The organism is Pseudomonas paraeruginosa PA7, assembly GCF_000017205.1.
GTDB lineage: Bacteria > Pseudomonadota > Gammaproteobacteria > Pseudomonadales > Pseudomonadaceae > Pseudomonas > Pseudomonas paraeruginosa.
The window spans coordinates 6551456-6577171 of the sequence record NC_009656.1 but is presented as its reverse complement, the minus strand read 5'-3'; the positions used below and the strand labels follow the sequence as shown (position 1 = coordinate 6577171).

Genomic DNA, 25716 nt, shown 5'->3' with positions numbered 1-25716 from the left:
AGCGAGGTGTTGGCGTGAACATTAATGCAACCCTGATTGGCCAGTCCGTTGCGTTCTTCATCTTTGTGCTGTTCTGCATGAAGTTCGTGTGGCCTCCGGTCATCGCGGCTCTGCAAGAGCGTCAGAAGAAGATCGCTGACGGCCTGGACGCTGCCAACCGCGCGGCTCGTGATCTGGAGCTGGCTCATGAGAAAGCGGGCCAGCAACTGCGCGAAGCCAAGGCTCAGGCAGCCGAAATCGTCGAGCAGGCGAAGAAACGCGCTAACCAGATCGTCGATGAAGCCCGCGACCAGGCCCGTGCCGAAGGCGAACGCCTGAAGGCCCAGGCCCAAGCGGAAATCGAACAGGAACTGAACAGCGTCAAGGACGCCCTGCGTGCCCAAGTGGGTACCCTGGCCGTCACCGGCGCCGAGAAGATCCTGGGTGCTTCGATCGACGCAAACGCGCACGAGCAGCTGGTTTCCAAACTGGCAGCCGAGATCTAAAGCGAGGGCGCTATGGCAGAACTGACCACGTTGGCTCGTCCCTACGCAAAGGCGGCTTTCGAGTACGCCCAGGCTCATCAGCAACTGGCCGATTGGTCGGCTGCGCTGGGTGTGCTGGCCGCAGTGTCGCAGGACGACACCGTGCGCCAGCTGCTCAAAGAGCCTCAGCTGACCTCTTCGGCCAAGGCTCAGAGCCTGATCGATGTGTGCGGCGACAAGCTGAATGCACCAGCCCAGAACTTCGTCCGGACTGTGGCTGAGAACAAGCGGCTCGAACTGCTGCCGACCATCGCTGAGATGTACGAGCAGTTGAAGGCCGAGCAGGAAAAGTCGGTCGAGGTAGAAGTCACCAGTGCCTTCACCTTGAGCAAAGAACAGCAGGACAAACTCGCCAAGGCTCTCAGCGCCCGGCTCAGTCGCGAAGTGCGGCTACATGCGTCGGAAGACGCGAGCCTGATCGGCGGCGTGATCATTCGCGCCGGTGACTTGGTAATCGATGGCTCGGTGCGCGGCAAGCTCGCGAAACTGGCCGAAGCGTTGAAATCTTGAGTTTGAAGGGGCAGCGGCATGCAGCAACTCAATCCTTCCGAAATTAGTGAAATCATCAAGGGGCGCATCGAGAAACTCGACGTCGCCTCCCAAGCACGAAACGAAGGCACCATCGTCAGCGTGTCCGACGGTATCGTGCGCATCTACGGTCTGGCCGACGTCATGTACGGCGAGATGATCGAGTTCCCGGGCGGCGTCTACGGTATGGCGCTGAACCTGGAGCAGGATTCCGTGGGTGCCGTGGTCCTGGGTGAATACCAGGGCCTCGCCGAAGGCATGAACGCCAAGTGCACCGGCCGCATCCTGGAGGTTCCGGTCGGTCCGGAACTGCTGGGTCGCGTGGTCGACGCGCTGGGCAACCCGATCGACGGCAAGGGTCCGATCGACGCCAAGGCCACCGACGCGGTCGAGAAGGTCGCTCCGGGCGTGATCTGGCGTAAGTCGGTAGACCAGCCGGTACAGACCGGCTACAAGTCGGTCGACGCCATGATCCCGGTAGGCCGTGGCCAGCGCGAGCTGATCATCGGCGACCGCCAGATCGGCAAGACCGCCCTCGCGGTCGACGCCATCATCAACCAGAAAGACAGCGGCATTAAGTGCGTCTACGTGGCCATCGGCCAGAAGCAGTCCACTATCGCCAACGTCGTACGCAAGCTGGAAGAGAACGGCGCCCTGGCCAACACCATCGTGGTCGCCGCCAGCGCTTCCGAGTCCGCCGCCCTGCAATACCTGGCGCCGTACTCCGGTTGCACCATGGGCGAATACTTCCGCGATCGCGGTGAAGACGCCCTGATCGTCTACGACGACCTGTCCAAGCAGGCCGTGGCCTATCGCCAGATCTCCCTGCTGCTGCGCCGTCCGCCGGGCCGCGAAGCCTACCCGGGCGACGTGTTCTATCTCCACAGCCGTCTGCTGGAGCGCGCTTCCCGCGTTTCCGAAGAGTATGTCGAGAAGTTCACCAACGGCGCCGTGACCGGCAAGACCGGCTCGCTGACCGCGCTGCCGATCATCGAGACCCAGGCCGGCGACGTTTCCGCGTTCGTTCCGACCAACGTGATCTCGATCACCGACGGCCAGATCTTCCTGGAATCCGCCATGTTCAACTCGGGTATCCGTCCGGCCGTCAACGCCGGTATCTCGGTATCCCGTGTAGGTGGCGCGGCCCAGACCAAGATCATCAAGAAGCTGTCCGGCGGCATCCGTACCGCTCTGGCCCAGTACCGTGAACTGGCGGCCTTCGCCCAGTTCGCCTCGGACCTGGACGAAGCGACCCGCAAGCAGCTGGAGCATGGTCAGCGCGTTACCGAGCTGATGAAGCAGAAGCAGTACGCGCCGATGTCGATCGCCGAGATGTCGCTGTCCCTGTACGCCGCCGAGCGTGGCTTCCTGCAGGACGTCGAAATCGCCAAGGTCGGTAGCTTCGAGCAGGCGTTGATCTCCTACTTCCAGCGCGAGCACGCCGCTCTGCTGGCGAAGATCAACGAGAAAGGTGACTTCAACGACGAAATCGACGCGGGCATCAAGGCCGGCATCGAGAAGTTCAAGGCCACCCAAACCTGGTAAGCCGCAGCGGGAGCCGCGAGGCTCCCGCCTGCTAACCCGATAGGTGTCAAATGGCAGGCGCAAAAGAGATTCGCAGCAAGATTGCGAGCATCAAAAGCACGCAAAAGATCACCAATGCCATGGAAAAAGTGGCGGTGAGCAAGATGCGCAAGGCACAAATGCGCATGGCGGCCGGCCGTCCCTACGCGGAGCGTATTCGCCAGGTGATCGGCCATCTGGCCAACGCCAACCCGGAATACCGCCACCCGTTCATGGTCGAGCGTGAAGTCAAGCGCGTCGGCTACATCGTGGTGAGCAGTGATCGTGGTCTGTGCGGCGGTCTGAACATCAACCTGTTCAAGTCCCTCGTCAAGGACATGAGCGGCTACCGTGAGCAAGGGGCGGAAATCGACCTTTGCGTGATCGGTAGCAAGGGCGCTTCGTTCTTCCGCAGTTTCGGCGGCAACGTGGTGGCGGCTATCAGCCACCTCGGCGAAGAGCCTTCGATCAACGACCTGATCGGCAGTGTCAAGGTGATGCTCGACGCATACCTCGAAGGCCGTATCGATCGCCTGTTCGTGGTCTCCAACAAGTTCGTCAACACCATGACCCAGAAGCCGACCGTGGAACAGCTGATTCCGCTGGTGGCCGATGACGATCAGGAGCTGAAGCACCACTGGGACTATCTCTACGAACCCGACGCCAAGTCGCTCCTCGACGGGCTGCTGGTGCGTTACGTGGAATCCCAGGTGTACCAGGCCGTGGTTGAGAACAACGCCTGTGAGCAGGCGGCCCGGATGATTGCAATGAAGAACGCTACCGACAACGCCGGCGAGCTGATCAGCGATTTGCAGCTGATCTACAACAAGGCGCGTCAGGCGGCGATCACCCAGGAAATCTCGGAAATCGTCGGCGGCGCTGCCGCGGTGTAAGAACAGGTTCAAAATTCAGAGGAACCAGACATGAGTAGCGGACGTATCGTTCAAATCATCGGCGCCGTGATCGACGTGGAATTCCCGCGCGATGCCGTGCCGAGCATCTATGAAGCCCTGAAGGTTCAGGGCGTCGAAACCACCCTGGAAGTCCAGCAGCAGCTGGGCGACGGCGTGGTTCGTTCCATTGCGATGGGTTCCACCGAAGGCCTCAAGCGTGGCCTGAACGTGGACAGCACTGGTGCCGCCATCTCCGTGCCGGTCGGTAAGGCGACCCTGGGCCGGATCATGGACGTACTGGGCAACCCGATCGACGAAGCCGGTCCCATCGGCGAAGAAGAGCGCTGGGGCATCCACCGCGAAGCTCCGTCCTATGCCGACCAGGCTGGCGGCAACGAGCTGCTGGAGACCGGCATCAAGGTGATCGACCTGGTCTGCCCGTTCGCCAAGGGCGGCAAGGTAGGCCTGTTCGGCGGCGCCGGCGTGGGCAAGACCGTCAACATGATGGAACTGATCCGTAACATCGCCATCGAGCACAGCGGTTATTCCGTGTTCGCGGGTGTGGGCGAGCGTACTCGTGAGGGTAACGACTTCTACCACGAGATGAAGGATTCCAACGTACTGGACAAGGTAGCCCTGGTATACGGCCAGATGAACGAGCCGCCGGGCAACCGTCTGCGCGTGGCACTGACCGGCCTGACCATGGCCGAGAAGTTCCGTGACGAAGGCCGTGACGTACTGTTGTTCATCGACAACATCTACCGTTACACCCTCGCCGGTACCGAAGTGTCCGCACTGCTGGGCCGTATGCCGTCCGCGGTGGGTTACCAGCCGACCCTGGCCGAGGAGATGGGCGTCCTGCAGGAGCGCATCACCTCCACCAAGAAAGGCTCGATCACCTCGATCCAGGCCGTATACGTTCCCGCGGACGACCTGACCGACCCGTCCCCGGCGACCACCTTCGCCCACCTGGATGCGACCGTCGTACTGTCCCGTGACATCGCCTCGCTGGGTATCTACCCCGCGGTCGACCCGCTGGACTCCACCTCCCGCCAGCTCGACCCGCTGGTGATCGGCCAGGATCACTACGACACCGCTCGCGGCGTCCAGTATGTTCTGCAGCGCTACAAGGAGCTGAAGGACATCATCGCGATCCTGGGCATGGACGAACTGTCCGAAGCCGACAAGCTGCTGGTGGCGCGCGCTCGTAAGATCCAGCGCTTCCTGTCCCAGCCGTTCTTCGTTGCGGAAGTCTTCACCGGCTCGCCGGGCAAGTACGTTTCCCTGAAGGACACCATCGCTGGCTTCAAGGGCATTCTCAACGGCGACTACGATCACCTGCCGGAGCAGGCGTTCTACATGGTCGGCGGTATCGAAGAAGCGGTCGAGAAAGCCAAAAAACTGTAATCCTGTGCGCCCGGCGACGGGCGCTCATGTGAGGCAAGCGTATGGCCATAACAGTCCATTGCGACATCGTCAGCGCCGAGGCGGAGATCTTCTCCGGCCTGGTCGAGATGGTTATCGCGCACGGCGCTCTGGGTGACCTGGGTATCGCCCCGGGCCACGCGCCGCTGATCACCGACCTGAAGCCGGGCCCCATCCGCCTGGTCAAGCAGGGCGGCGAGCAGGAGGTGTACTACATCTCCGGCGGTTTCCTCGAAGTCCAGCCGAACATGGTCAAGGTCCTCGCCGACACCGTGGTTCGTGCCGGCGACCTCGACGAAGCGGCCGCCCAGGAAGCCCTGAAGGCCGCCGAAAAGGCGCTGCAGGGCAAGGGTGCCGAGTTCGACTACAGCGCCGCTGCCGCGCGTCTGGCCGAAGCCGCAGCCCAGCTGCGCACCGTCCAGCAACTGCGCAAGAAGTTCGGCGGCTGATTTCCAGCCGGTACTTCTAGCGGTGTCAGGGAAAAGGGTAGCCTGTAGGCTACCCTTTTTTCGTTTTGCATCTTCACTCACAGGTTTTGCCTGTGACCACCAGGAACGGTAGTCCAGTCCATGTCCCTTGAAATCGTGATTCTCGCCGCCGGCCAGGGCACCCGCATGCGTTCGGCCCTGCCCAAGGTCCTCCATCCCATCGCCGGAAAGCCGATGCTCGGCCATGTCATCGACTGCGCGCGCCAGTTGCAGCCGGAACGGATCCACGTGGTGATCGGCCACGGCGCGGACCTGGTGCGTGAGCGGATGGCCGCCGACGACCTGAATTTCGTGCTCCAGGCCGAACAGCTCGGCACCGGCCACGCGGTGGCCCAGGCCCTGCCGTTCCTCAGTGCGGAGCAGGTGCTGATCCTCTACGGCGACGTGCCGCTGATCCAGCTGGACACCTTGCAGCGCCTGCTGGCGCAAGTCACCCCGGACCAGTTGTCGCTGCTCACCGTCGACATGCTCGACCCCACCGGCTACGGCCGCATCGTTCGTGACGACCAGGGCGCGGTGCAGGCCATCGTCGAGCACAAGGACGCGACCCCGGCGCAGCGTCAGATCGGCGAGATCAACACCGGCATCCTCGCGGTGCCGGGCAAGCGCCTCGCCGACTGGCTCGGCCGCCTGTCCAACGACAATGCCCAGGGCGAGTACTACCTGACCGACGTGATCGCCATGGCGGTCGGCGACGGCCTGGTGGTGGCCAGCGCCCAGCCGCTGGACGCGATGGAAGTGCAGGGCGTCAATGACCGCATGCAACAGGCCCAGCTGGAGCGTCACTACCAGCGCCTGCGCGCGGAGGAGCTGATGCGCCAGGGCGTGACCCTGCTCGATCCGCAGCGCCTGGACGTGCGTGGCGAGGTCTCGGTGGGCCGCGACGTGCTGATCGACGTCAACGTGGTGCTCGAGGGCCGCGTGGTGATCGAGGACGACGTACGCATCGGGCCGAACTGCGTGATTCGCGACAGCGTCCTGCGGCGTGGCGCGGTGATCAAGGCCAACAGCCACCTGGAAGGCGCGGAGCTGGGCGAGGGCAGCGATGCCGGTCCGTTCGCCCGCCTGCGCCCGGGCAGCGTGCTCGGCGCTCGGGCCCATGTCGGCAACTTCGTCGAACTGAAGAATGCCCGCCTGGGCGAGGGCAGCAAGGCTGGCCACCTGAGCTACCTGGGCGATGCCGAGCTGGGCGCCAACTGCAACATCGGCGCCGGCACCATCACCTGCAACTACGATGGCGCGAACAAGTTCCGCACCGAGCTGGGCGACGATGTGTTCATCGGCTCGAACAACTCGCTGGTGGCGCCGCTGAAGATCGGCGATGGCGCGACCACCGCGGCCGGCTCCACCATCACCCATGAGGTTCCGGCGAAGAACCTGGCCTTCGGCCGCGCCCGGCAGAAGAACCTGGAAAACTGGAAACGCCCGGAAAAGATCAGGAAGTAACGCAACGGCACGGATGCCTAAGCCTGCGAAACCGATCGTGCTGGCACTGCTCATAGCCTGGGCGGTGCTGCCCGAATGGCTGTGGATACCCGTCGGAGGCGCCCATGCCCGCGACTGGAATCCACGAACCCTCTGGTTCGAGCCCAGAGGCCGCTCCGGAGTGCACAAGGGCATCGACATCTTCGCCCGCAGCGGCACCCAGTACCTTCCGCCAGCTACGGCCAGGTGCTCTATCGCGGGGAGTTCGCCCTCGGCGGCAAGCTCGTCCTGGTGCTGGCACCCAAGTGGCGCCTGCATTACTACGCCCATCTCGATAGCCTCGGCGTCTAACCGGGCCAGCCGGTCCTCGCCGGCTCCACCTGGGTACGCTCGGCACCACCGGCATCGCGCGCGGCAAGCCGGCCCACCTGCACTACGCGATCATCACCTTGCTGCTGCCCTATCCCTGCCTGACCGACGACAGCACCCAGGGTTGGAAGAAGCTGTTCTACCTCGATCCCAAACGGTATTGCCGAGCCGATGAAAAGTCATTGACGGGAAGCGCCGGATAAGTTTTGATTCGCATACTTTTCTTTCGAAACGAAACTTAAGTGATCTCGAAACGTAATACGCCGCAACGTCGCCATGCCATCCTCGCGCTGCTTTCCGAGCAGGGCGAGGTCAGCGTGGACGCACTCGCCAAGCGCTTTTCCACGTCGGAAGTGACCATCCGCAAGGACCTCGCCGCCATGGAAAGCCACGGCCTGCTGCTGCGGCGCTACGGCGGAGCGGTGCCGATGCCGCAGGAACTGATCGGTGAAGCTGCGCAGCCCGTCTCGCCCTACAAGCAGGCTATCGGTCGCGCCGCCGCGGCGCGCATCCGCGAGCATGCGCGGATCATCATCGACAGTGGCAGCACCACCGCGGCGATGATCCCCGAACTCGGGCACAAGCCGGGCCTGGTGGTGATGACCAACTCGCTGAACGTGGTCAACGCCCTGCGCGAACTGGAGCACGAGCCGGTGCTGCTGATGACCGGCGGCACCTGGGATCCGCATTCCGAGTCGTTCCAGGGCCAGGTCGCCGAGCAGGTGCTGCGTTCCTATGACTTCGACCAACTATTCATCGGTGCCGACGGCATCGATCTCGAACGCGGGACGACCACGTTCAACGAACTGCTGGGCCTGAGCCGGGTGATGGCCGAGGTCGCCCGCGAGGTGATCGTGATGGCCGAGGCCGACAAGGTCGGCCGGCGCATTCCCAACCAGGAACTGCCCTGGAGCAGCATCCATACCCTGATTACCGACGAGCGCCTGGAACCTTCCGCGCGCGAACAGATAACCGCCCGGGGCGTCACGCTGATCTGCGCCCCGGTCGAGGCCTGAAAGGAGAAAGACCCCATGTGTGGAATCGTAGGCGCGATCGCCGAGCGTAACATCACCCCCATCCTCATCGAGGGCCTCAAGCGCCTCGAGTATCGCGGCTACGACAGCGCCGGCGTAGCGGTCTTCGACAACGAAGGCCGGCTGCATCGCTGCCGCCGGGTCGGCAAGGTCGCCAGCCTGGAGGAAGGCCTGGCCGGTACGCCGCTGCTCGGCCGCCTGGGCATCGCCCATACCCGCTGGGCGACCCATGGCGCGCCAACCGAAGGCAACGCCCACCCGCATTTCTCCAGCGACGAACTGGCGGTGGTGCACAACGGCATCATCGAGAACCACGAACCTCTCCGTGAGCGGCTCAAGGGCCTGGGCTACGTGTTCACCTCGCAGACCGACACCGAGGTCATCGTCCACCTGTTGCACCACAAGCTGCAGTCCATCGGCGACCTGACCCTGGCGCTGAAGGAAGCGGTCAAGGAATTGCACGGGGCCTATGGCCTGGCCGTGATCAGCGCGGCGCAGCCGGACCGCATCGTCGCCGCCCGCAGCGGCAGCCCGCTGGTGATCGGCCTCGGGCTTGGCGAGAACTTCCTCGCTTCCGACCAGTTGGCGCTGCGCCAGGTGACCGACCGCTTCATCTACCTGGAGGAAGGCGATATCGCCGAGATCCGCCGCGACAGCGTGCGCCTGTGGGATGTCCAGGGCAACGACGTGCAGCGTGAGACCGTGCAGTACCACGAAGGCGCCGAAGCCGCCGACAAGGGCGAGTATCGGCACTTCATGCTCAAGGAGATCCACGAGCAGCCCAGCGTCGTGCAGCGCACCCTGGAAGGCCGCCTCGGGCAGAACCAGGTACTGGTGGAAAGCTTCGGCCCGCAGGCGGCGGAGCTGTTCGCCAAGGTCCGCAACGTGCAGATCGTCGCCTGCGGCACCAGCTACCATGCCGGCATGGTCGCCCGTTACTGGCTGGAAAGCCTGACCGGGATTCCCTGCCAGGTGGAAGTCGCCAGCGAGTTCCGCTACCGCAAGGTCGCGGTGCAGCCGGATTGCCTGTTCGTCACCATCTCCCAGTCCGGCGAGACCGCCGACACCCTGGCCGCCCTGCGCAACGCCAAGGAACTGGGCTTCCTCTCCAGCGTGGCGATCTGCAACGTCGCCACCAGTTCGCTGGTGCGCGAATCCGACCTGTCCCTGCTGACCCAGGCCGGCCCGGAAATCGGCGTGGCCTCGACCAAGGCCTTCACCACCCAGTTGGTCGCCCTGCTGCTGCTGACCCTGGGCATCGGCCAGGTGCAGAAGCGCCTGGCCGAGGGCGTCGAAGCCGAGCTGGTGGACGAGCTGCGTCGCCTGCCGACCCGGCTGGGCGAGGCGCTGGCGATGAACCGTACGGTGGAGAAGGTTTCCGAGCTGTTCGCCGAGAAGCACCATACCCTGTTCCTCGGCCGTGGAGCGCAGTTCCCGGTGGCCCTGGAAGGCGCGCTGAAGCTCAAGGAAATTTCCTATATCCATGCCGAAGCCTATCCGGCCGGTGAGCTCAAGCATGGCCCGCTGGCGCTGGTGGACAGCGACATGCCGGTGGTCACCGTGGCGCCGAACAACGAGCTGGTGGAGAAGCTCAAGTCGAACCTCCAGGAAGTCCGCGCCCGCGGCGGCGAACTGGTGGTCTTCGCCGACGAAGGCGCGGGCATCGAGGCCGGCGAGGGCACCCACGTGGTGGGCATGCCGCACATCGGCGACGTGCTCTCGCCGATCCTCTACACCATTCCGCTGCAACTGCTGTCGTATCACGTCGCCGTGCTCAAGGGCACCGACGTCGACCAGCCGCGCAACCTGGCCAAGTCGGTCACCGTCGAGTAACGGCCGGCCTTCTCCCAGCCCATGTCGCCGGCCATGCGCCGGCGCATCGGCTTTTTCCGGCGCTTCAGCGAAACGGTTTCCAGAAGCGTTCCAGCGCCGCCGCCAGCAATTCCGTGTCGCCGCGCGAATCGCCCCAGGCGCGCAGGGAGTATTGGGTCAGCGGACCGTAGTGCCGTTCCAGTCGGCAGACTTTTTCGTCGCGCCGGCAGTTGCGGCCGACGATCCTGCCGGTCAGTACGCCGTCCACCACCTCCAGCTCGGTGGCTATCAGGTGCACGCCGAGCTTTTCGGCGAAAGGCCTGAGCACCAGCGAAGGCGAGGCGGAACAGATGGTCACGGTGCTGCCGCTGCTGACCTGGTCGGCCACCGCGGTCAATGCGTGGGGACGCATCAGTGTTTCCCAGAAGCGGTTCTGGTAGGCCAACGCCCGTTCTTCCAGCACCTGCACCGGCACGTCGGTGAGGAAGGTGGCGATCAGGCGCGCCTTCAGGTCGTCGCGGCCGATCCGCCGACAGAGATAGGCCAGGCTGGGCGCGGCCATGCGCAGCATGCGGCGGACGAACACCCGGTTGCCGAAGGCGAAGCGCAGGAATGGAACGAAGCTGTCGCGGTAGGTGAGCGTCCCGTCGAAGTCGAATACGGAGAGGAAGCGTACCTCGCGGGTTTCCAGCGGGCCGGTGTCATTCATCAGGCGTTTCCTTATGTCGCTTTCTTGCCAAGGCATCCTGGCCTGCGTCTTTCCGTTATTACAGCGAGGGAAAGTTTGTATATCAAAACTGTCAATTATTCACAGGCACCCTGGCTGCTAACCTGAAGTGAGTGCCCGGCTGTTTTGCATCGATAGATAGGAGGCTAAGTAGTCGATAGCAAAACTCTATCAAGGTACTGGACTATAGTGTTCCCGTCTTGTGACCAGGAGGTTTGGCATGATTGCACAGCTCCCCTCTGAGTTGCTGTCCCTGCAACTGCCGTTGCGGATCCGCATCGGTGATGCTCAGGCGTTCGATCTGGGGCCGGATCCACAGGTAACCATGGTCATCCGCGACCCCACGCTGCTCACCGAGATCACCCACCCCAGCCTCGACGCGCTGGGCAAGGCCTACGTCGAGAAGCGCCTCGACATCGAGGGGCCGATCAGCCAGGTGATCGGCATCGGCGACGCCCTCAGCGAGGCGCTCGGCGACCCCGACGGCGAGGCCTCGCCGGTCAGGGAGAGTCATGACAAGGCCACCGACGCCGAGGCCATCCATTACCACTACGACCTGTCCAACGACTTCTACCGGCTCTGGCTGGATCCGGAAATGGTCTATTCCTGCGCCTATTTCGAAACCGGCCGGGAAGACCTCGCCACCGCGCAACTGGCCAAGCTTCGCCACTTGTGTCGCAAGCTGCGCCTGCAACCGGGCGAGAAGCTGCTGGATGTCGGCTGTGGCTGGGGCGGCCTGGCGCGCCTGGCCGCTCGCGAGTTCGGCGTCGAGGTCACCGGCATCACCCTCAGCAAGGAACAGCTGGCGCTGGGCCAGGAACGGGTCCGGGCCGAGGGCCTGGAAGACCGGGTCACCCTGAAGCTGCTCGACTACCGCGACCTGCCGCGCGATGGCCGCTTCGACAAGGTGGTCAGTGTCGGCATGTTCGAGCACGTCGGCCACGCCAACCTCGGCCTGTACTTCCAGCAACTGTACGACGCGGTGCGCCCCGGTGGCCTGGTGATGAACCATGGCATCACCTCGCTCTATACCGATGGGCGTCCGGTGGGCAAGGGCGCCGGCGATTTCATCGACCGCTATGTCTTCCCCCACGGCGAGCTGCCACACCTGTCGCTGGCGGTGGCGCGGATGAGCGAAGCCGGCCTGGAAGTGGTCGACGTGGAAAGCCTGCGCCTGCATTACGCGCGGACCCTGGACTTCTGGAGCGCCAACCTGGAAGCGAAGCTGAAGGAGGCGGCCCGCCTGGTGCCGGAAGAGACCTTGCGGATCTGGCGCTTGTACCTCGCCGGGTGCGCCTATGGTTTCAAGCGCGGCTGGATCAACCTGCACCAGATCCTCGCCAACCGGCCCCACGAGGACGGCTCCCACGAGTTGCCCTGGTCGCGGCGCGACCTCTATGCCTGATGGCGACGACCGGCTCCCTTGAGGAGCCGGTCGCGCATTCGGTGCATGCGGATTGTCCTGCGCGGCGGCGCGGTCTAGTCTGCACGGAGTCCTGCGCGGTCGAGGGAAGCCGGGACGCTTCCGCGGCGGCGCGACAACAACGATAAGAACAGGAGACTTCCCATGTCGCTGAGCAGACGCCTCGGTCTTTTCACGCTCGCCGCAACGGTAACCTTCAGCACTGCGGTCTTCGCCGCGCCGACCTTCATCAATATCCTCACCGGCGGCACCAGCGGGGTCTACTACCCCATCGGGGTCGGCCTCTCGCAGATCTACGGGCACGACATCCCGGGCGCCAAGACTTCGGTGCAGGCCACCAAGGCCTCGGTCGAGAACCTCAACCTGTTGCAGGCAGGTCGCGGCGAGCTGGCGCTGGCGCTGGGCGATTCGGTCGCCGACGCCTGGAACGGGGTGGCCGACGCCGGCTTCAAGGCGCCGCTGAAGAAGCTGCGGGCGATCGGCAATACCTACCCCAACTATATCCAGGTGGTCGCCAGCCAGGCCTCGGGGATCAAGACCCTGGCCGACCTGAAAGGCAAGCGCATCTCGGTGGGCGCACCCAAGAGCGGCACCGAGCTGAACGCCCGGGCGATCTTCAAGGCCGCCGGTCTGAGCTACGAGGACATGGGCAAGGTGGAATACCTCCCGTACGCCGAATCGGTGGAGCTGATCAAGAACCGCCAGCTCGACGCCACCCTGCAATCCTCCGGTCTGGGCATGGCCGCCATCCGCGACCTTGCCTCGACCATGCCGATCACCTTCGTCGCGATTCCGGCGGAGGTGGTGGCGAAGATCGACAGTCCGGCCTATCACGCCGCGAGCATTCCCGCCGGTACCTACGACGGCCAGGAGCAGGACGTGCCGACGGTGGCCATCGACAACATCCTGGTCAGCCACGCCGGGGTCAGCGACGAGCTGGCCTACCAGATGACCAGGCTGATGTTCGACAACCTGCCGCGGCTGGTCACCGCCCATGCCGCGGCCAAGGACATCGCCCTGGACAAGGCGGCGAAGAACCTGCCGATACCGCTGCACCCCGGCGCCGAGCGCTTCTACAAGGAAAAGGGCGTCCTGCCGCAGTGACGCCCGGCCCATCGTAGTCCCCGGTCCGCAGGGCGGGCCGGGGTTCCCGCGTTTCCGGCTGTTGGGAGTCGAAGCATGAGCGATCATCAGAACGGGCTGCACAACGAGGCGGAAAGCTGGCCGCGCACGCTGTTCGCCGTGGCCCTGGCCTTTTCCGTGTTCCAGGTCGTCACCGCGGCCTTTCCCCTGATTTCGACCCAGGTCCTGCGGGCGATGCACGTCGGCCTGCTGTTGCTGGTGGTCTACCTGAGCTATCCGCTTGCCGGCGTACGGCGCCCCTGGCAACCGCTGGCCTGGCTGCTGGGCTTGGCCGGACTGGGTACGGCGATCTACCAGTGGGTATTCGAGGCCGACCTGATCCAGCGCTCCGGAGAGCTGACCCAGGCCGACATGGTCGTCGGCGTGGTGCTGATCGTGCTGGTCTTCGAGGCGGCGCGACGGGTGATGGGCATCGCCTTGCCGATCATCTGCGCGCTGTTCCTGGCCTACGGTCTGTTCGGCGAACACCTGCCGGGCGACCTGGCCCATCGCGGCTACGGTTTCGACCAGATCGTCAACCAGCTGTCTTTCGGCACCGAGGGGCTCTACGGCACGCCAACCTACGTGTCGGCCACCTATATCTACCTGTTCATCCTGTTCGGCGCCTTTCTCGAACAGGCGGGGATGATTCGCCTGTTCACCGATTTCGCCATGGGCCTGTTCGGCCATCGGGTCGGCGGGCCGGCCAAGGTCTCGGTGTTTTCCTCGGCGCTGATGGGCACCATCACCGGCTCCGGGGTGGCCAACGTGGTCACCACCGGACAGTTCACCATCCCGTTGATGAAACGCTTCGGCTACAAGCCGGCGTTCGCCGGCGGCGTCGAGGCGACCGCGAGCATGGGCAGCCAACTGATGCCGCCGGTGATGGGGGCGGTGGCGTTCATCATGGCCGAGACCATCAACGTGCCCTACGTGGAGATCGCCAAGGCGGCGCTGATCCCTGCGCTCCTGTATTTCGGCTCGGTGTACTGGATGGTCCACCTGGAGGCCCGCCGGGCCGACCTCAAGGGCCTGCCGCGCGAGCAGTGCCCGAGCGCCTGGGGCGCCGTGCGCGAACGCTGGTTCCTGCTGATTCCGTTGCTGGTACTGATCGCGTTGCTGTTCTCCGGACGCACGCCGCTGTTCTCCGGAACCATCGGCCTGGCGCTGACCGCCATCGTCATCCTCGGTTCGGCGATCATCCTGCGGGTGTCCTCGCTCGGCCTGCGCATCGCCTTCTGGGTCGCGCTGGGGTTGCTCTGCGCCGGCTTCTTCCGCCTCGGCATCGGGGTGATCTTCGTCGTGATAGCGGCCCTGGCCCTGGTCTGCTGGTTCGTCCGCGGGGGCCGGGAAACCCTGCGCATCTGCGTCCGCGCCCTCGCCGAGGGCGCGCGGCATGCGATCCCGGTGGGCATCGCGTGCACCCTGGTGGGAGTCATCATCGGGGTGATCTCGCTGACCGGCATCGCCACCACCTTCGCCAGCTACGTGCTCGACCTGGGGCGGGAAAACCTGCTGCTGTCGCTGGTCCTGACCATGGTCACCTGCCTGGTCCTGGGAATGGGCATTCCGACCATCCCCAACTACATCATCACCAGCTCCATTGCCGCGCCGGCGCTGCTGGAACTGGGGGTGCCGCTGATCGTCTCGCACATGTTCGTCTTCTACTTCGGCATCCTCGCCGACCTCACCCCGCCGGTGGCGCTGGCCTGTTTCGCGGCGGCGCCGATCGCCAAGGAGAGGGGATTGAAGATCAGCTTCTGGGCGGTGCGCATCGCCCTGGCGGGGTTCGTGGTGCCGTTCATGGCGGTCTATTCCCCGGCGTTGATGCTGCAGGAAGGCGGTTGGGGGGCGACGCTCTACGTCGCCTGCAAGGCGGTGCTGGCCATCGGTCTGTGGGGGATGGCTTCCATTGGCTACCTGCAGGGTCCGCTGGCCTGGTGGGAACGCCTGCTGGCGTTCGCCGCGGGGGCGAGCCTGGTCCTGGCCTTGCCGATCAGCGACGAACTGGGCTTCGTCCTCGGCGGGCTGGTGATCGGCTGGCATCTCTGGCGCCAGCGCGCGGGCGAGGCGGTGGCGTGATCGCACTGTGCCTGGGCATGGCCGGCAGCGTCTGGGCGACGCTGCCGCTGCAGTCGTTCACCCTGGCCTGGCAGCACACGGTGGAGAAGGTGCTCTGGGAAGAGGACTATCGCCTGAGCGCGGACGGCCTGTTCCTCGAGGAAGCCCGGGTGCGGGGCAGCGGGGCGGGGATGGAGATTCCCGAGGGCGCCGTGCTGCGTGACGGCGCCTGGCACTACCGGCGCGAGCTGCCGCCATTGCAGCCGCTGCGCCTGGGTCGCGCGCCGGAAGCCGGTGACTACCGGATCTGCCGGCAGGGTCGTTGCGATGCGCTGGCGCGCTGGATCGGGCCGCCGGTCCCGGAGCGCCCGGCGGTCGAACTCTGGGCATGCCCGGCGAAGCGAGCGCCTGGCTGACCCCTTTGTGCACAACCTGCCGGTTGCTGCCCCGCAGAACATAACTTATCCACAAGACCATCGAAGCCGGAGGCGCTTCCGGCCACGAGGACATCTGCCCATGCGAAACCCTGTATCCGTCCTGCGTCCCGCCCTGCTGGCGGTGCTTGTCTCCACAAGCGCATCGGCCAGTGCCGATCCGGCTGTGGAAAACCCGCGCATCGGCCGCGCCGCCGATCTCTACGAGCTGACCCCGGAGTACCAGCCGGGTACCTACCGGAACATGGACAAGGTCTATCCGACCCGGGTTATCCACAAGGGCTCGAAGGTTCGCCCGCTGCCGCCGGGGACGACCATAGCGCCGCGCTACCGGAGCGGCGGGGAGGAATACGGGGTCGACGAATTCATGCGGCGCAACCGTGTCGGTGGCCTGCTGGTGCTCAAGGATGGCAAGGTCGTCCTGGAGCGCTATGGCCTGGGCAACGACGAGCGCACGCGCTGGACCTCGTTCTCGGTGGTCAAGTCGATCTCCTCGACCCTGGTCGGCGCCGCCGTGCAGCAGGGCCTGCTGGCCCTCGACCAGCCTGTGGACAAGTACCTGCCGGCGCTGGCCGGGTCCGCCTACCAGGGGGTGACGGTCGAGCAGGTCCTGCAGATGAGTTCCGGAGTGCGCTGGAACGAGACCTACCGCGACCCGAAGTCCGATCGCCGGCAGATGTTCGACGCCCAGCTGGCCCAGCGTCCCGGCGGCATCCTGCGCCTGCTGGCGAGCCTGCCGCGGCAGTACCCGGCGGGAACCCACTTCACCTACAGTACCGGCGAATCGCACCTGCAGAGCGAACTGGTGCATGCGGTGACGCGCATCCCGGTCAGCGACTACCTGTCCGAGCGCATCTGGGCGCGGCTGGGCATGGAGAGCGACGGCTTCTGGCAACTGGAATCGCCGGCTGGGCAAGAGATCGGCAGCAGCGGCCTGAGCGCGACCCTGCGCGACTACGGGCGTTTCGGCCAGTTCATCCTCGAGGATGGGGTGATCGATGACGAGCGCATCCTTCCCGAGGGCTGGGTGGAACGTGCCAGCCGAGTCGAGCCGGCCTCGCACCTGGCGCCGGGCAAGCTCTACGACGGCGAATACGCACTCGGCTACGGCTACCAGTGGTGGACCTTCCCGGTGGGCGCCGGGGCCTTGCCCGGGCATGACGGCGGGGTCTTCGAGGCCCAGGGGATCTTCGGCCAGTATCTCTATGTCAATCGCCGGGAGCAGGTCGTGGCGGTGGTCTGGAGCGCCTGGCCGAAGCCGGAGATGGACGAGCGCGAGGCGGAAACCTACGCCTTCCTCGGCGCGGCGGTGAAGGCCCTGCGCTAGCCCTGTGGACAACTATCGGAAGTGCGTACGTCTGCGATTCTCGCCCTGTGGATGAATCTCTTCAGCGGGAAAACCGCAGGGGCAACCCCTGGCAGTCCTCGCACAGTCGCCCCGCGTGCCAGGCGAGCTGCCCCGAGACCACGGTGGTGTCGACCCGGTGATGGAAGGCCCGATGGCGGAATGGCGTCCAGTTGCAGCGCGACAGCAGCGGCATGGCGCTGGCCGCCTCCGGCCGTTCGAGTTCGCTGACCAGCACCAGGTCGGCCCAGTAGCCTTCGCGAAGGAAACCGCGATCGGCGATGGCGAACAGCTCGGCGACGCGATGGCTGGTCTTCGCCACCAGCGTCGGCAGGCTCAGCCAGCCTTCGCGGACCAGTTCGAGCAGGGCCGGCAACGCATGTTGTACCAGCGGCAGGCCGGCGGGAGCCTGTGGATAAGCCTGCTGCTTCTCGGCCCAGGTGTGTGGCGCGTGATCGGTGCCGATCACGTCCAGGCGGTTACCCGCCAGCGCCCGGCGCAACGCGTCGCGGTCCTCGCGGCTCTTCACCGCCGGGTTGCACTTGAGCAGGTGGCCGAGGCGGGCGTAGTCGCCGTCGTCGAACAGCAGGTGGTGGACGCAGACTTCCGCGGTGATGCGCTTCTGGCACAGTGGCTTGTCTTCGAACAGGGCCAGTTCCCGGGCTGTGGACAAGTGCAGCACGTGCAACAGCGTGCCGTGCCGCTGCGCCAGCTCCACCGCCAGGGCGGTGGAACGGTAGCAGGCCTCGGCGTCGCGGATGCGCGGGTGGGCGGCGGCCGGAATGCGGTCGCCGAAGCGCTGTCGCCAGCGTGCCAGGTTGGTTTCGATCCGCGGCGTGTCTTCGCAATGGCTGAGCAGCAGAGTGGGAACGCTGGCGAACAGCCGTTCCAGGGTCGGCAGGTCGTCCACCAGCATGTCGCCGGTGGAGGCGCCCATGAATACCTTCACCGCGGCGACTTCGCGTGGATCGAGGGCGGCCACGGTGTCCAGGTTGTCGCGGCTGACGCCGAAGTGGAAAGCGTAGTTGGCCATGCTGTGTGCGGCGGCGCGGCGCTTCTTCTCGGCCAGTGCCTCGAGGGTGAGGGTCGCCGGGCGGGTGTTGGGCATGTCCATGAAACTGGTGATGCCCCCGGCCACCGCAGCGCGTGACTCGCTGGCGATCGTGCCCTTCTGTGGATAACCGGGCTCGCGGAAGTGTACCTGGTCATCGATCATGCCCGGCAGCAGGTAGCGGCCCGCGGCATCGATCTCCCGGCTGGCGCTGCAGTCCTCGAGGCTGCCGGCGATGCGTTCGATGCGGCCTTGGCGTACCAGCAGGTCGCCTTCGCGCACCTGTCCCTCATTGATCATCCGGGCGTTGCGGATCAGCAGGCTGCCCATGCTCAGAACTCGTTCTGCAGCGACTTGTAACCGCGTACCAGATCGACGTTGGTGCGTGCCACGTCTTCCGAGAATTCGCTGGCCGAGACGCTGACCCGCGGCATGCTCGCCAGGTCGGTGCGCGGGCCGATACGTTCGGTGGACGGGACGTAGAAGCCCGGTGGCAGGTCGCAGCCATCGACCACCGCGTTGTGGCGGACCACGCAGCCATCGCCGATACGGCAATTGAACAGCACGCTGTTGAAGCCGATGAAGACCCGGTCGCCGACCTCGCAGGGACCATGGACGATGGAGCGATGGGCGATCGAAGTGTGCTCGCCGATGGTCACCGCGGCACCGGACTTGGAATGGATCACCACGCCGTCCTGGATGTTCGAGTTGGCGCCGATCAGGATCGGCTGCATGCCGCCCTCGGCGTCGACCTCGTCGGCGCGGATCACGGCGTAGGGGCCGACGAACACATTGGCCTGGATGACCACCTTGCCGCAGATGATCGCGGTCTTGTCGACATACGCCGACTCATCGATCACCGGCAGGTCACCGGAGGGATTCCTGCGGATCATGCGGCACCTCGCTGCCAGTGGCTCTCGGCGACGGCGTCGTGGGCATGCAGGCTTTCCGCGTGGACCACCCTGACGGAAAACTCCCGTGCCTGTGGATAACCGCGCAGGGCGCGGTGCAGGCGACGCACCGCGTCCTCGCAGAACATCAGGTTCTGGCCGTTGGCGAGGGCGAAGGCCTGTTCGTCGGCACGCTTCACCGCGGTCTGCACCGCTGTGCCCAAGGCGCACTCGCCGAGGTCCGCCAGTTCTTCCAGCGGCAGGCCCGCGCAGTCTTCCGCCAGGCCGATCCGCAGTTGTGCGCTGCTGCGCTGGCTGTGCGGGGTGGCGACGATGCCGTCGCTGCTGCCGAGCCAGGCGAGGATGGTGGCGTGGTCCGGCTGCTGGCCGGCGAAGTCCTGGGCGAAGCGCTCCTGGATCAGCTGCCGCGCCAGCGCCGCCGAGCAGGGACAGGTGGAGGAGTAGGTCAGTTCGAGATGCAGGTCGGCCTGGAAGGTACCGTTCTCCAGGCGGGTGTCCAGCACCAGTGGATAACGTTTCCAGCCGCTCAGCGGGCTGACCAGCGCCGGACGGCGCAGCAGCGGAGCCAGGCGCAGGCGCAGGTAGGCGCGGCGCGACAGGTCGGCATGGCTGTCGAGGAAGCGCTGCAGGACGCCGCGCAGGCGCGGCAGGTCGAGCTCGCCGTCTTCCAGCCCGGCCAGGGCCAGGTACAGGCGCGACATATGGATGCCGCGCGCCTGCGGGTCGTCCAGGCTGACGCCGGCATCGGCCTCGGCGGCGACGGTCTGGCCGGCGACCTGGACGGGCAGGGCGATGCCCTGCATGCCGACCCAGTCCAGGGGCAGGGTGGAAAGTGTGGTCTGGCGGGCGATATCGGGAAGCGTCAGGGCGTTCATGGAAAGCTCGAAGAAGGGCAGGCAAGGCCTGGAAATGGCTTAAATGTTATAATATAACGTATTAGTTAATGCCGACCCTTGCAATCGGGTATTTCATCGATGAAGCGCCGCCGCCTGCTGCAAACCCTGCTCGCCAGCCTGGCCATCCAGCCCTTCCTGGGTGCCGGGGCCACTCTGCGCATCGGTCAGGCCCGGGCCTGGAACTCCGCCGAAAGCTGGCGCCTGGTGCTCGACCTGGACGGCCCGCCGCGCTACCGGACCTTTTCCCTGCAGGCTCCGGAACGCCTGATCCTCGACCTGCCCGACACGCAATTGCAGGCGGTGCTTTCCGCGCTGCCCCTCGACGGCCCCGTGCGCGGCATCCGCAGCGGCCAACTGGCCGGTGGCGGGACCCGCATCGTCCTCGACCTGCGCCAGGCGGTACGGCCGCACAGCTTCGCCCTGGCGCCGCAGGCGGGCAAGGGGCATCGCCTGGTCCTGGATCTTTATCCACAGGCGCTGGCCACGCCGCCCGAGCACCTGCTGGCGCTGGCCAGCCCGGCACCGCCGAAGGGCCGCGACATCCTCGTGGTGGTCGACGCCGGCCATGGAGGCAAGGACCCCGGCGCGCTCGGCAGCCAGGGCGAGCGGGAGAAGGACGTGGCCCTGGCCATCGCCCGCCTGCTGGCACGGCGGATCGACCGGGAGAAAGGCTTCAAGGCGCGCCTGGTGCGCAACGACGATGTGTTCATCCCGCTGCGCAAGCGACCGGAAGTGGCGCGGCGCTACAACGCCGACATGTTCGTCTCGGTGCACGCCGACGCGGCGCCGCGCCTGACCGCATCCGGGGCCTCGGTGTTCGCCCTTTCCGAGCATGGCGCCAGTTCGACCATGGCGCGCTGGATGGCCGACCGCGAGAACGGCGCGGATCTGATCGGCAGCAGCGGCAACCTGCCGTTGCAGGGTCGGGACAAGGTACTCGCCGGAGTGATCCTCGACATGGCCCTGAGTTCGACCATCGCCAGCAGCCTGGACCTCGGCCATAGCGTGCTCGGCCAGTTGTCGGACGTCACCGCGTTGCACCAGAAGCGCGTCGAGCAGGCCGGTTTCGCCGTGCTCAAGTCGCCGGACATCCCCTCGATCCTGGTCGAGACCGGATTCATCTCGAATCGCGGTGACTGCCGCCGGCTGATGGACGCGCGCCACCGCCAGCGCCTGGCCGAGGCGATCTTCGCCGGCGTCCAGGGCTACTTCCGCCAGCGACCGCCCGCTGGCAGCTACCTGGCGACGATCACGGCGCGGGAGACCGGCTAGGCCCCGGCCCCTCGCTGCAGCCGCTGACCCGGCCGCAGGTCAGGCGCTGTCGGGCGCCGGAGGAACTGCTGACCCGGCTGATGCTGGTCCAGCCGATATTACGGCTCAGGCCGACCCAGATCTCGCCGTCGCTGGCGACGCCGCTGAAGAAGGTCAGGCGCCCATAGCGGGTATTGGTCTGCGCCCAGCGCCGTCCGCTCGCCGCGTCGTAGCCGCGCAGCCAGGTGAGGTTGCCGGCGGTGGCGACGCTGTAGTGGTTGCCCAGGCGATCCATGCAGGCGAGCACGTTGCGCAGGTAGGCGCAGTCCGCCGGCCGGGTGCCGGGCAGGTAGCCCTGCGCCGGCGCCGAGGCGGCGAACGACAGGCAGGCGAGGCAGAGAAGCCGGGTAAGACTGGGCATCCGTGATCTTCCGCAGGAAATCGAGGCGCCAGGTTAGCCGCAAAGGCGACTGGTGGACCATCGATTGAGAAGGATATTGTTATAGTATAACATTTTAAATCTACAGGTTCAGCCCATGACCGAACAGGAACTGCTTGCCCAACCCGACGCCGCCTACATGGACGAGGCCCAGCAGGCCTTCTTCCGCGAGCTGCTGCTGCGCCAGCGCCAGGACCTGCAGGCGCGCATCGACGGTGAGTTCGGCGAACTGCGCGATCTCGAACGACCCAGCGACGAAGCCGACCTGGCTTCCCGCGAGGAGCAGCGGCAATGGCAACTGCGCCTGCTGGAACGGGAGAAGAAGCTGCTCGACAAGATCGACGAAGCGCTCGAACGCCTGGCCCGCGGCGACTACGGCTGGTGCGAGGAAACCGGCGAGCCGATCGGCCTGCGCCGCCTGCTGCTGCGTCCCACCGCCACCCTCTGCATCGAGGCGAAAGAGCGCCAGGAGAAGCGCGAACGCCACGTGCGGCCTAACTGAAGAGGTTTCCAACCGTGAACCAACGCCTACCCGTCACCGTGCTGTCCGGCTTCCTCGGCGCCGGCAAGAGCACGCTGCTCAACCATGTGCTGAAGAACCGCGAGAACCGCCGGGTGGCGGTGATCGTCAACGATATGAGCGAGATCAACATCGATGGCAGCGAAGTCCAGCGTGATGTCAGCCTGAATCGCGCCGAAGAGCGCCTGGTGGAGATGAGCAACGGCTGTATCTGCTGCACCCTGCGCGAGGATCTGCTGGAAGAGGTCGGCCGGCTCGCCCGGGAAGGCCGCTTCGACTACCTGCTGATCGAGTCCACCGGCATCTCCGAACCGATGCCGGTGGCGGAAACCTTCACCTTCCGCGACGAGCTGGGCCGCAGCCTGTCCGACGTGGCGCGGCTGGACACCATGGTCACGGTGGTCGACGGGATGAACTTCCTGCGCGACTACCAGGAAGCCGCCAGCCTGGCCAGTCGCGGCGAAACCCTCGGCGACGAGGACGAGCGCTCGATCACCGACCTGCTGATCGACCAGGTCGAGTTCGCCGACGTGATCCTGGTCAGCAAGATCGACCTGATCTCCAGCGCCGAGCGCGAGGAACTGCTGGCGATCCTCCGCCAGCTCAACGCCGAGGCGGAGATCCTGCCGATGGCGATGGGGCGGGTGCCGCTGGAGAAGATCCTCGACACCGGCCGCTTCGACTTCGACCGCGCCGCGTCCGCGCCCGGCTGGCTGAAGGAACTGCGCGGCGAGCACCTGCCGGAAACCGAGGAATACGGCATCGCCTCCATGGCCTATCGGGCACGCCGGCCGTTCCACCCGGCGCGTTTCCATGCGTTCCTGCACAGCCCGCTGAAGCGGGGCCGGCTGTTGCGTTCCAAGGGCTTCTTCTGGCTCGCCAGCCGGCCACGCGAGGCCGGCAGCTGGTCGCAGGCCGGCGGCCTGATGCGCTACGGCCTGGCGGGCCGCTGGTGGCGCTTCGTGCCGACCGGGCAGTGGCCACAGGACGAAGAGGACCTGCGGGCGATCATGCGTCACTGGGAGGAGGGCGTCGGCGATTGCCGCCAGGAACTGGTATTCATCGGCCAGAACCTGGATTTCGCGGCGTTGCGCGAGGCGCTCGACGCCTGCCTGCTCGACGATGCCGAGATGAATCTCGGCGTACCGGGCTGGCAGGCGCTGGACGACCCCTTCGAGGACTGGGGGCATGCCGCATGAGCGCGTTGCCGCAGCACAGGCCGATGCCGCGCCAGGTGTTCGACGACGATCCCCAGGTGCTCTCCGAGGTGCTTCGCGAGGGGGTCAACCTGGCGGTCTGGACGCGGCGGCTGAGCCCGGCGCTGCGCGACTTCGCCGCCGTCCTGGTACGCAGCCAGCCGACCCTGGCGCTGAGCCTGACGCTGGGAATGCGCGAGGATCGCCTGCCGACCTGGGAGGCGCTGCGGGGGATACGGGATCTGCCTGGCCAGGCAGACTTCCTCGACGACCTCGGCTGGCTGGTGGAGGCCTTCGCCTGCCTGACCGGCGCCCAGCGCATCGGCCTGCGCCTGCGGGCGCTGGACACGCCGATGTGTCCGCGCTTCCATGTCGATCATGTACCGTTGCGGCTGGTCACCACCTACCAGGGCGCGGCCAGCGAGTGGCTGGACGAGTCCGGCCTGGATCGCCGGCTGCTAGGAGGGGCGCAGGCGGAAGAAGTCGAACCACAGCATATAAACAGCTTGTCCACAGGTGATGTCGCGTTGCTCAAGGGCGAGCGCTGGGAGGGCAACGAAGGCGCGGGTCTGGTGCACCGCTCGCCACGGCATGCGCCTGGGGCGCCGCGCCTGCTGCTGACCCTGGACTGGCTGGGCTGAGCCTGTGGATAAATTTTCCAGGGATAAAAAAAGGCCATCCGCAGATGGCCTATCACCAAAAAGTCGTCCTACCTTGGGGATGGGGACGAAGGGTGCTGAGGTACCCGACTCCCATTTAGCCCATCGGCTGTGACAGGCTGATGACGCGTTCAGGGCTGTTTCGCCGGATCGGCGGCTTCCCAGCGCCCCTGGCTCTGGCTGGCGCAGAACGGTTCCAGGTAGCGCGCGTCGCTGGCCACGCCGTAGTAGAAGATGTCCTGCCGGTACGGCGTGTTGGCTACCCTGGCGTCGCGACAGACACCGAAGGCACCGGCGGGGCAGGCCTCGGCGAAGGAGACGTCGACCTTCTGGTCCGGCAGCTGCGGCTGGCAGAAACCCTCGCGGAACAGCTTGGCCGGGATATTGCGGTTCTGCTGGCAGACCTTCACATCGAGGTTCTTCGCCTGGCTGTGGACGATGCAGGCTTCGGCCAGGGCCAGGCCCGGCAGGCAGGAGAGGAAAAGCAGGAACGGACGCATGCGCGGACTCCAGGACGGACGGACGCGACTCTAGCACGTGGCTTCCGCCCTCGCAGGCGTGGCTCACCATCAATCCACAGGCTTTCTCATTCCCGGTTGCGCAGATGCTTCGAGAGATACCCACCCACCTGATCGGCGGCCCCCTGGGCGCCGGCAAGACCAGCCTGATCCGCGCCTTGCTGGCCCAGAAGCCCGGCGGCGAGCGCTGGGCGGTGCTGGTCAACGAATTCGGCGAGATCGGCCTGGACGCCGCGCTGCTGGCCACGCAAGCCGATGGCGTGGCGATCGGCGAGGTGGCGGGTGGTTGCCTCTGCTGCGTCAACGGCGTGCCGTTCCAGGTCGGCCTCGGCCGGCTGTTGCGCCGCGCGCGGCCGGACCGGCTGTTCATCGAGCCTTCCGGGCTGGGCCATCCGCTGGCGCTGTGGAAACAGTTGCAGGCCGCGCCCTGGGCCGGGGTGCTGGCGCTGCAGCCGCCGGTGCTGGTGCTGGATGCCGCCGCTCTGGCTGCCGGCAAGCCGCTGCCGGAGGCCCAGGAACAGGCGCTGGCGGTGGCCGGCCTGGTGCTGTTGAACAAATCCGAAGCGCTCGACGCGGCGCAACGCGCGACCGCGACCGCGCGTCTGCTTGCCGTGCCGGTGCGCTGGGGCGTGGGCGGACGGCTGGCGTTGGCGGATCTCCCGGGCGGCGCGCCGCAGCCGCGCAGCGAAGCACGCTGGGCGGCGTTGCCGGACGCGCCGGCGGAGTTGCCCCTGTTGCTGTGCGCCGACCGACCGTTGCGTGCCGTGCGCGAACAGGACGGTCAGCTCGCCATCGGCTGGCGGCTGGCTCCGTCGGTACGCTTCGAACGGGCCGGGGTGGAGGCCTGGTTGCGCCGTTTGTCCGGACTGCGGCGGGCCAAGGCGGTGCTGCGCTGCGCGGACGGCTGGTACGCGGTGAATGCCGCGCCGCTTGTGGATAACTGGGTCAAGTCCTCGTGGCGGCGAGATAATCGTCTGGAGCTGATCCTCGAACCCGGGCACGACGAAGAGGCGCTCGAACGCGCGTTCCTGGCATGCCGGATGGTGGCGCAATGAGCCGCCGTGGTTGCCCTGTGGACGCTACTGAATGATAATAATTATCA

Annotated in this window: 25 protein-coding genes and 1 pseudogene; 20 read left to right on the top strand and 6 right to left on the bottom strand. The window is 66.0% G+C overall.

Translation table 11 applies throughout. The annotated features are described in order from the left end of the window. The first annotated feature begins 14 nt into the window (after nucleotides 1-14). The 10 genes and pseudogenes from PSPA7_RS30335 (at nucleotide 15) to glmS (ending at nucleotide 10082) form a co-directional block, all read left to right on the top strand. Nucleotides 15-485, top strand: coding sequence for a F0F1 ATP synthase subunit B (locus PSPA7_RS30335; protein ID WP_012078097.1), 471 nt, complete (start codon nucleotides 15-17; stop codon nucleotides 483-485). A 12-nt stretch (nucleotides 486-497) separates the two neighbouring features. Then, entirely contained in the window at nucleotides 498-1034 is a 537-nt protein-coding gene (locus PSPA7_RS30330) for a F0F1 ATP synthase subunit delta (RefSeq protein WP_003097135.1), read from the top strand. An 18-nt stretch (nucleotides 1035-1052) separates the two neighbouring features. Then, complete coding sequence (gene atpA / locus PSPA7_RS30325; RefSeq protein WP_003097134.1) at nucleotides 1053-2597, top strand: F0F1 ATP synthase subunit alpha; 1545 nt, start codon at nucleotides 1053-1055, stop codon at nucleotides 2595-2597. 50 nt (nucleotides 2598-2647) lie between these two features. Next, entirely contained in the window at nucleotides 2648-3508 is an 861-nt protein-coding gene (gene atpG, locus PSPA7_RS30320) for a F0F1 ATP synthase subunit gamma (RefSeq protein ID WP_003097132.1), read from the top strand. Between the two features lie 30 nt (nucleotides 3509-3538). Beyond that, nucleotides 3539-4915: a F0F1 ATP synthase subunit beta gene (gene atpD / locus PSPA7_RS30315; RefSeq protein WP_003097130.1), complete on the top strand. Its 1377-nt coding sequence runs from the start codon at nucleotides 3539-3541 to the stop codon at nucleotides 4913-4915. A gap of 41 nt (nucleotides 4916-4956) precedes the next feature. Further along, on the top strand, nucleotides 4957-5382 hold the full coding sequence (locus PSPA7_RS30310) for a F0F1 ATP synthase subunit epsilon (protein ID WP_003097128.1): 426 nt from the start codon (nucleotides 4957-4959) through the stop codon (nucleotides 5380-5382). A gap of 120 nt (nucleotides 5383-5502) precedes the next feature. Beyond that, nucleotides 5503-6867, top strand: a complete 1365-nt coding sequence (gene glmU / locus PSPA7_RS30305; protein ID WP_012078096.1) for a bifunctional UDP-N-acetylglucosamine diphosphorylase/glucosamine-1-phosphate N-acetyltransferase GlmU — start codon at nucleotides 5503-5505, stop codon at nucleotides 6865-6867. Between the two features lie 13 nt (nucleotides 6868-6880). Further along, a pseudogene (locus PSPA7_RS30300) lies at nucleotides 6881-7390 on the top strand (M23 family metallopeptidase). A gap of 67 nt (nucleotides 7391-7457) precedes the next feature. Next, nucleotides 7458-8231 (top strand): DeoR/GlpR family DNA-binding transcription regulator, encoded by a 774-nt coding sequence (locus PSPA7_RS30295; protein WP_003458389.1) that lies wholly within the window; start codon nucleotides 7458-7460, stop codon nucleotides 8229-8231. Nucleotides 8232-8246: 15 nt separating this feature from the next. Beyond that, nucleotides 8247-10082 (top strand): glutamine--fructose-6-phosphate transaminase (isomerizing), encoded by a 1836-nt coding sequence (gene glmS / locus PSPA7_RS30290; RefSeq protein ID WP_012078093.1) that lies wholly within the window; start codon nucleotides 8247-8249, stop codon nucleotides 10080-10082. Between the two features lie 64 nt (nucleotides 10083-10146). On the opposite strand, the gene PSPA7_RS30285 is transcribed toward glmS, so the two are convergent. Next, a complete protein-coding gene (locus PSPA7_RS30285) occupies nucleotides 10147-10770 on the bottom strand; it encodes an HAD-IB family phosphatase (RefSeq protein ID WP_003151596.1) in 624 nt (207 codons plus the stop codon). A 238-nt stretch (nucleotides 10771-11008) separates the two neighbouring features. On the opposite strand from PSPA7_RS30285, the gene cfaB reads away from it, so the two are divergent. The 5 genes from cfaB (at nucleotide 11009) to PSPA7_RS30260 (ending at nucleotide 17155) form a co-directional block, all read left to right on the top strand. Further along, nucleotides 11009-12193: a C17 cyclopropane fatty acid synthase CfaB gene (cfaB, locus tag PSPA7_RS30280; RefSeq protein ID WP_003151594.1), complete on the top strand. Its 1185-nt coding sequence runs from the start codon at nucleotides 11009-11011 to the stop codon at nucleotides 12191-12193. Between the two features lie 162 nt (nucleotides 12194-12355). Continuing rightward, nucleotides 12356-13315, top strand: coding sequence for a TAXI family TRAP transporter solute-binding subunit (locus tag PSPA7_RS30275; RefSeq protein WP_003151593.1), 960 nt, complete (start codon nucleotides 12356-12358; stop codon nucleotides 13313-13315). 75 nt (nucleotides 13316-13390) lie between these two features. Next, nucleotides 13391-15415, top strand: coding sequence for a TRAP transporter permease (locus PSPA7_RS30270; RefSeq protein ID WP_012078092.1), 2025 nt, complete (start codon nucleotides 13391-13393; stop codon nucleotides 15413-15415). Further along, nucleotides 15412-15810: a DUF1850 domain-containing protein gene (locus PSPA7_RS30265; protein WP_003151589.1), complete on the top strand. Its 399-nt coding sequence runs from the start codon at nucleotides 15412-15414 to the stop codon at nucleotides 15808-15810. The genes PSPA7_RS30270 and PSPA7_RS30265 overlap by 4 nt, the downstream gene beginning before the upstream one ends. 100 nt (nucleotides 15811-15910) lie before the next feature. Next, entirely contained in the window at nucleotides 15911-17155 is a 1245-nt protein-coding gene (locus tag PSPA7_RS30260) for a serine hydrolase domain-containing protein (protein WP_003151587.1), read from the top strand. A gap of 61 nt (nucleotides 17156-17216) precedes the next feature. On the opposite strand, the gene PSPA7_RS30255 is transcribed toward PSPA7_RS30260, so the two are convergent. From PSPA7_RS30255 to folE2, 3 genes are read right to left on the bottom strand one after another with little or no spacing between them, the layout of a single operon-like run. Continuing rightward, nucleotides 17217-18554, bottom strand: coding sequence for a dihydroorotase (locus tag PSPA7_RS30255; protein WP_012078091.1), 1338 nt, complete (start codon nucleotides 18552-18554; stop codon nucleotides 17217-17219). 2 nt (nucleotides 18555-18556) lie between these two features. Continuing rightward, nucleotides 18557-19117 carry a gamma carbonic anhydrase family protein gene (locus PSPA7_RS30250; protein WP_003151585.1) on the bottom strand — a complete coding sequence of 187 codons (561 nt, stop codon included), beginning with the start codon at nucleotides 19115-19117 and terminating at the stop codon, nucleotides 18557-18559. Further along, entirely contained in the window at nucleotides 19114-20010 is an 897-nt protein-coding gene (gene folE2 / locus PSPA7_RS30245) for a GTP cyclohydrolase FolE2 (protein WP_003151584.1), read from the bottom strand. The genes PSPA7_RS30250 and folE2 overlap by 4 nt, the downstream gene beginning before the upstream one ends. A gap of 99 nt (nucleotides 20011-20109) precedes the next feature. Here folE2 and PSPA7_RS30240 point away from each other — a divergent pair, with 99 nt between their 5' ends. Next, nucleotides 20110-21303 (top strand): N-acetylmuramoyl-L-alanine amidase, encoded by a 1194-nt coding sequence (locus PSPA7_RS30240; RefSeq protein WP_012078090.1) that lies wholly within the window; start codon nucleotides 20110-20112, stop codon nucleotides 21301-21303. On the opposite strand, the gene PSPA7_RS30235 is transcribed toward PSPA7_RS30240, so the two are convergent. Continuing rightward, on the bottom strand, nucleotides 21281-21703 hold the full coding sequence (locus PSPA7_RS30235; RefSeq protein ID WP_012078089.1) for a hypothetical protein: 423 nt from the start codon (nucleotides 21701-21703) through the stop codon (nucleotides 21281-21283). The two genes, PSPA7_RS30240 and PSPA7_RS30235, sit on opposite strands and share 23 nt — an antisense overlap. A gap of 115 nt (nucleotides 21704-21818) precedes the next feature. Here PSPA7_RS30235 and dksA point away from each other — a divergent pair, with 115 nt between their 5' ends. The 3 genes from dksA to PSPA7_RS30220 are packed head-to-tail and all read left to right on the top strand — an operon-like array spanning nucleotide 21819 to nucleotide 24078. Next, nucleotides 21819-22223, top strand: coding sequence for an RNA polymerase-binding protein DksA (gene dksA / locus PSPA7_RS30230; RefSeq protein ID WP_003151580.1), 405 nt, complete (start codon nucleotides 21819-21821; stop codon nucleotides 22221-22223). Nucleotides 22224-22237: 14 nt separating this feature from the next. After that, nucleotides 22238-23440 (top strand): zinc metallochaperone GTPase ZigA, encoded by a 1203-nt coding sequence (zigA, locus tag PSPA7_RS30225; protein WP_012078088.1) that lies wholly within the window; start codon nucleotides 22238-22240, stop codon nucleotides 23438-23440. After that, a complete protein-coding gene (locus tag PSPA7_RS30220) occupies nucleotides 23437-24078 on the top strand; it encodes a DUF1826 domain-containing protein (RefSeq protein WP_003151577.1) in 642 nt (213 codons plus the stop codon). The genes zigA and PSPA7_RS30220 overlap by 4 nt, the downstream gene beginning before the upstream one ends. 149 nt (nucleotides 24079-24227) lie before the next feature. On the opposite strand, the gene PSPA7_RS30215 is transcribed toward PSPA7_RS30220, so the two are convergent. Further along, nucleotides 24228-24596 (bottom strand): hypothetical protein, encoded by a 369-nt coding sequence (locus tag PSPA7_RS30215; RefSeq protein ID WP_012078087.1) that lies wholly within the window; start codon nucleotides 24594-24596, stop codon nucleotides 24228-24230. A gap of 104 nt (nucleotides 24597-24700) precedes the next feature. Here PSPA7_RS30215 and PSPA7_RS30210 point away from each other — a divergent pair, with 104 nt between their 5' ends. Beyond that, a complete protein-coding gene (locus PSPA7_RS30210; RefSeq protein WP_012078086.1) occupies nucleotides 24701-25669 on the top strand; it encodes a CobW family GTP-binding protein in 969 nt (322 codons plus the stop codon). Nucleotides 25670-25716: the final 47 nt, after the last annotated feature.

Excerpts from the sequence above, each read along its gene's own strand:
- PSPA7_RS30215 (WP_012078087.1), bottom strand. The coding sequence starts at position 24,596 with ATGCGTCCGTTCCTGCTTTTCCTCTCCTGCCTGCCGGGCCTGGCCCTG.
- atpA (WP_003097134.1), top strand. The coding sequence starts at position 1,053 with ATGCAGCAACTCAATCCTTCCGAAATTAGTGAAATCATCAAGGGGCGC.
- PSPA7_RS30220 (WP_003151577.1), top strand. The coding sequence starts at position 23,437 with ATGAGCGCGTTGCCGCAGCACAGGCCGATGCCGCGCCAGGTGTTCGAC.
- atpG (WP_003097132.1), top strand. The coding sequence starts at position 2,648 with ATGGCAGGCGCAAAAGAGATTCGCAGCAAGATTGCGAGCATCAAAAGC.
- cfaB (WP_003151594.1), top strand. The coding sequence starts at position 11,009 with ATGATTGCACAGCTCCCCTCTGAGTTGCTGTCCCTGCAACTGCCGTTG.
- PSPA7_RS30310 (WP_003097128.1), top strand. The coding sequence starts at position 4,957 with ATGGCCATAACAGTCCATTGCGACATCGTCAGCGCCGAGGCGGAGATC.
- dksA (WP_003151580.1), top strand. The coding sequence starts at position 21,819 with ATGACCGAACAGGAACTGCTTGCCCAACCCGACGCCGCCTACATGGAC.
- PSPA7_RS30260 (WP_003151587.1), top strand. The coding sequence starts at position 15,911 with ATGCGAAACCCTGTATCCGTCCTGCGTCCCGCCCTGCTGGCGGTGCTT.
- glmS (WP_012078093.1), top strand. The coding sequence starts at position 8,247 with ATGTGTGGAATCGTAGGCGCGATCGCCGAGCGTAACATCACCCCCATC.
- PSPA7_RS30330 (WP_003097135.1), top strand. The coding sequence starts at position 498 with ATGGCAGAACTGACCACGTTGGCTCGTCCCTACGCAAAGGCGGCTTTC.
- PSPA7_RS30210 (WP_012078086.1), top strand. The coding sequence starts at position 24,701 with ATGCTTCGAGAGATACCCACCCACCTGATCGGCGGCCCCCTGGGCGCC.
- PSPA7_RS30235 (WP_012078089.1), bottom strand. The coding sequence starts at position 21,703 with ATGCCCAGTCTTACCCGGCTTCTCTGCCTCGCCTGCCTGTCGTTCGCC.
- PSPA7_RS30285 (WP_003151596.1), bottom strand. The coding sequence starts at position 10,770 with ATGAATGACACCGGCCCGCTGGAAACCCGCGAGGTACGCTTCCTCTCC.
- PSPA7_RS30275 (WP_003151593.1), top strand. The coding sequence starts at position 12,356 with ATGTCGCTGAGCAGACGCCTCGGTCTTTTCACGCTCGCCGCAACGGTA.
- PSPA7_RS30250 (WP_003151585.1), bottom strand. The coding sequence starts at position 19,117 with ATGATCCGCAGGAATCCCTCCGGTGACCTGCCGGTGATCGATGAGTCG.
- PSPA7_RS30240 (WP_012078090.1), top strand. The coding sequence starts at position 20,110 with ATGAAGCGCCGCCGCCTGCTGCAAACCCTGCTCGCCAGCCTGGCCATC.
- folE2 (WP_003151584.1), bottom strand. The coding sequence starts at position 20,010 with ATGAACGCCCTGACGCTTCCCGATATCGCCCGCCAGACCACACTTTCC.
- PSPA7_RS30270 (WP_012078092.1), top strand. The coding sequence starts at position 13,391 with ATGAGCGATCATCAGAACGGGCTGCACAACGAGGCGGAAAGCTGGCCG.
- atpD (WP_003097130.1), top strand. The coding sequence starts at position 3,539 with ATGAGTAGCGGACGTATCGTTCAAATCATCGGCGCCGTGATCGACGTG.
- glmU (WP_012078096.1), top strand. The coding sequence starts at position 5,503 with ATGTCCCTTGAAATCGTGATTCTCGCCGCCGGCCAGGGCACCCGCATG.
- PSPA7_RS30255 (WP_012078091.1), bottom strand. The coding sequence starts at position 18,554 with ATGGGCAGCCTGCTGATCCGCAACGCCCGGATGATCAATGAGGGACAG.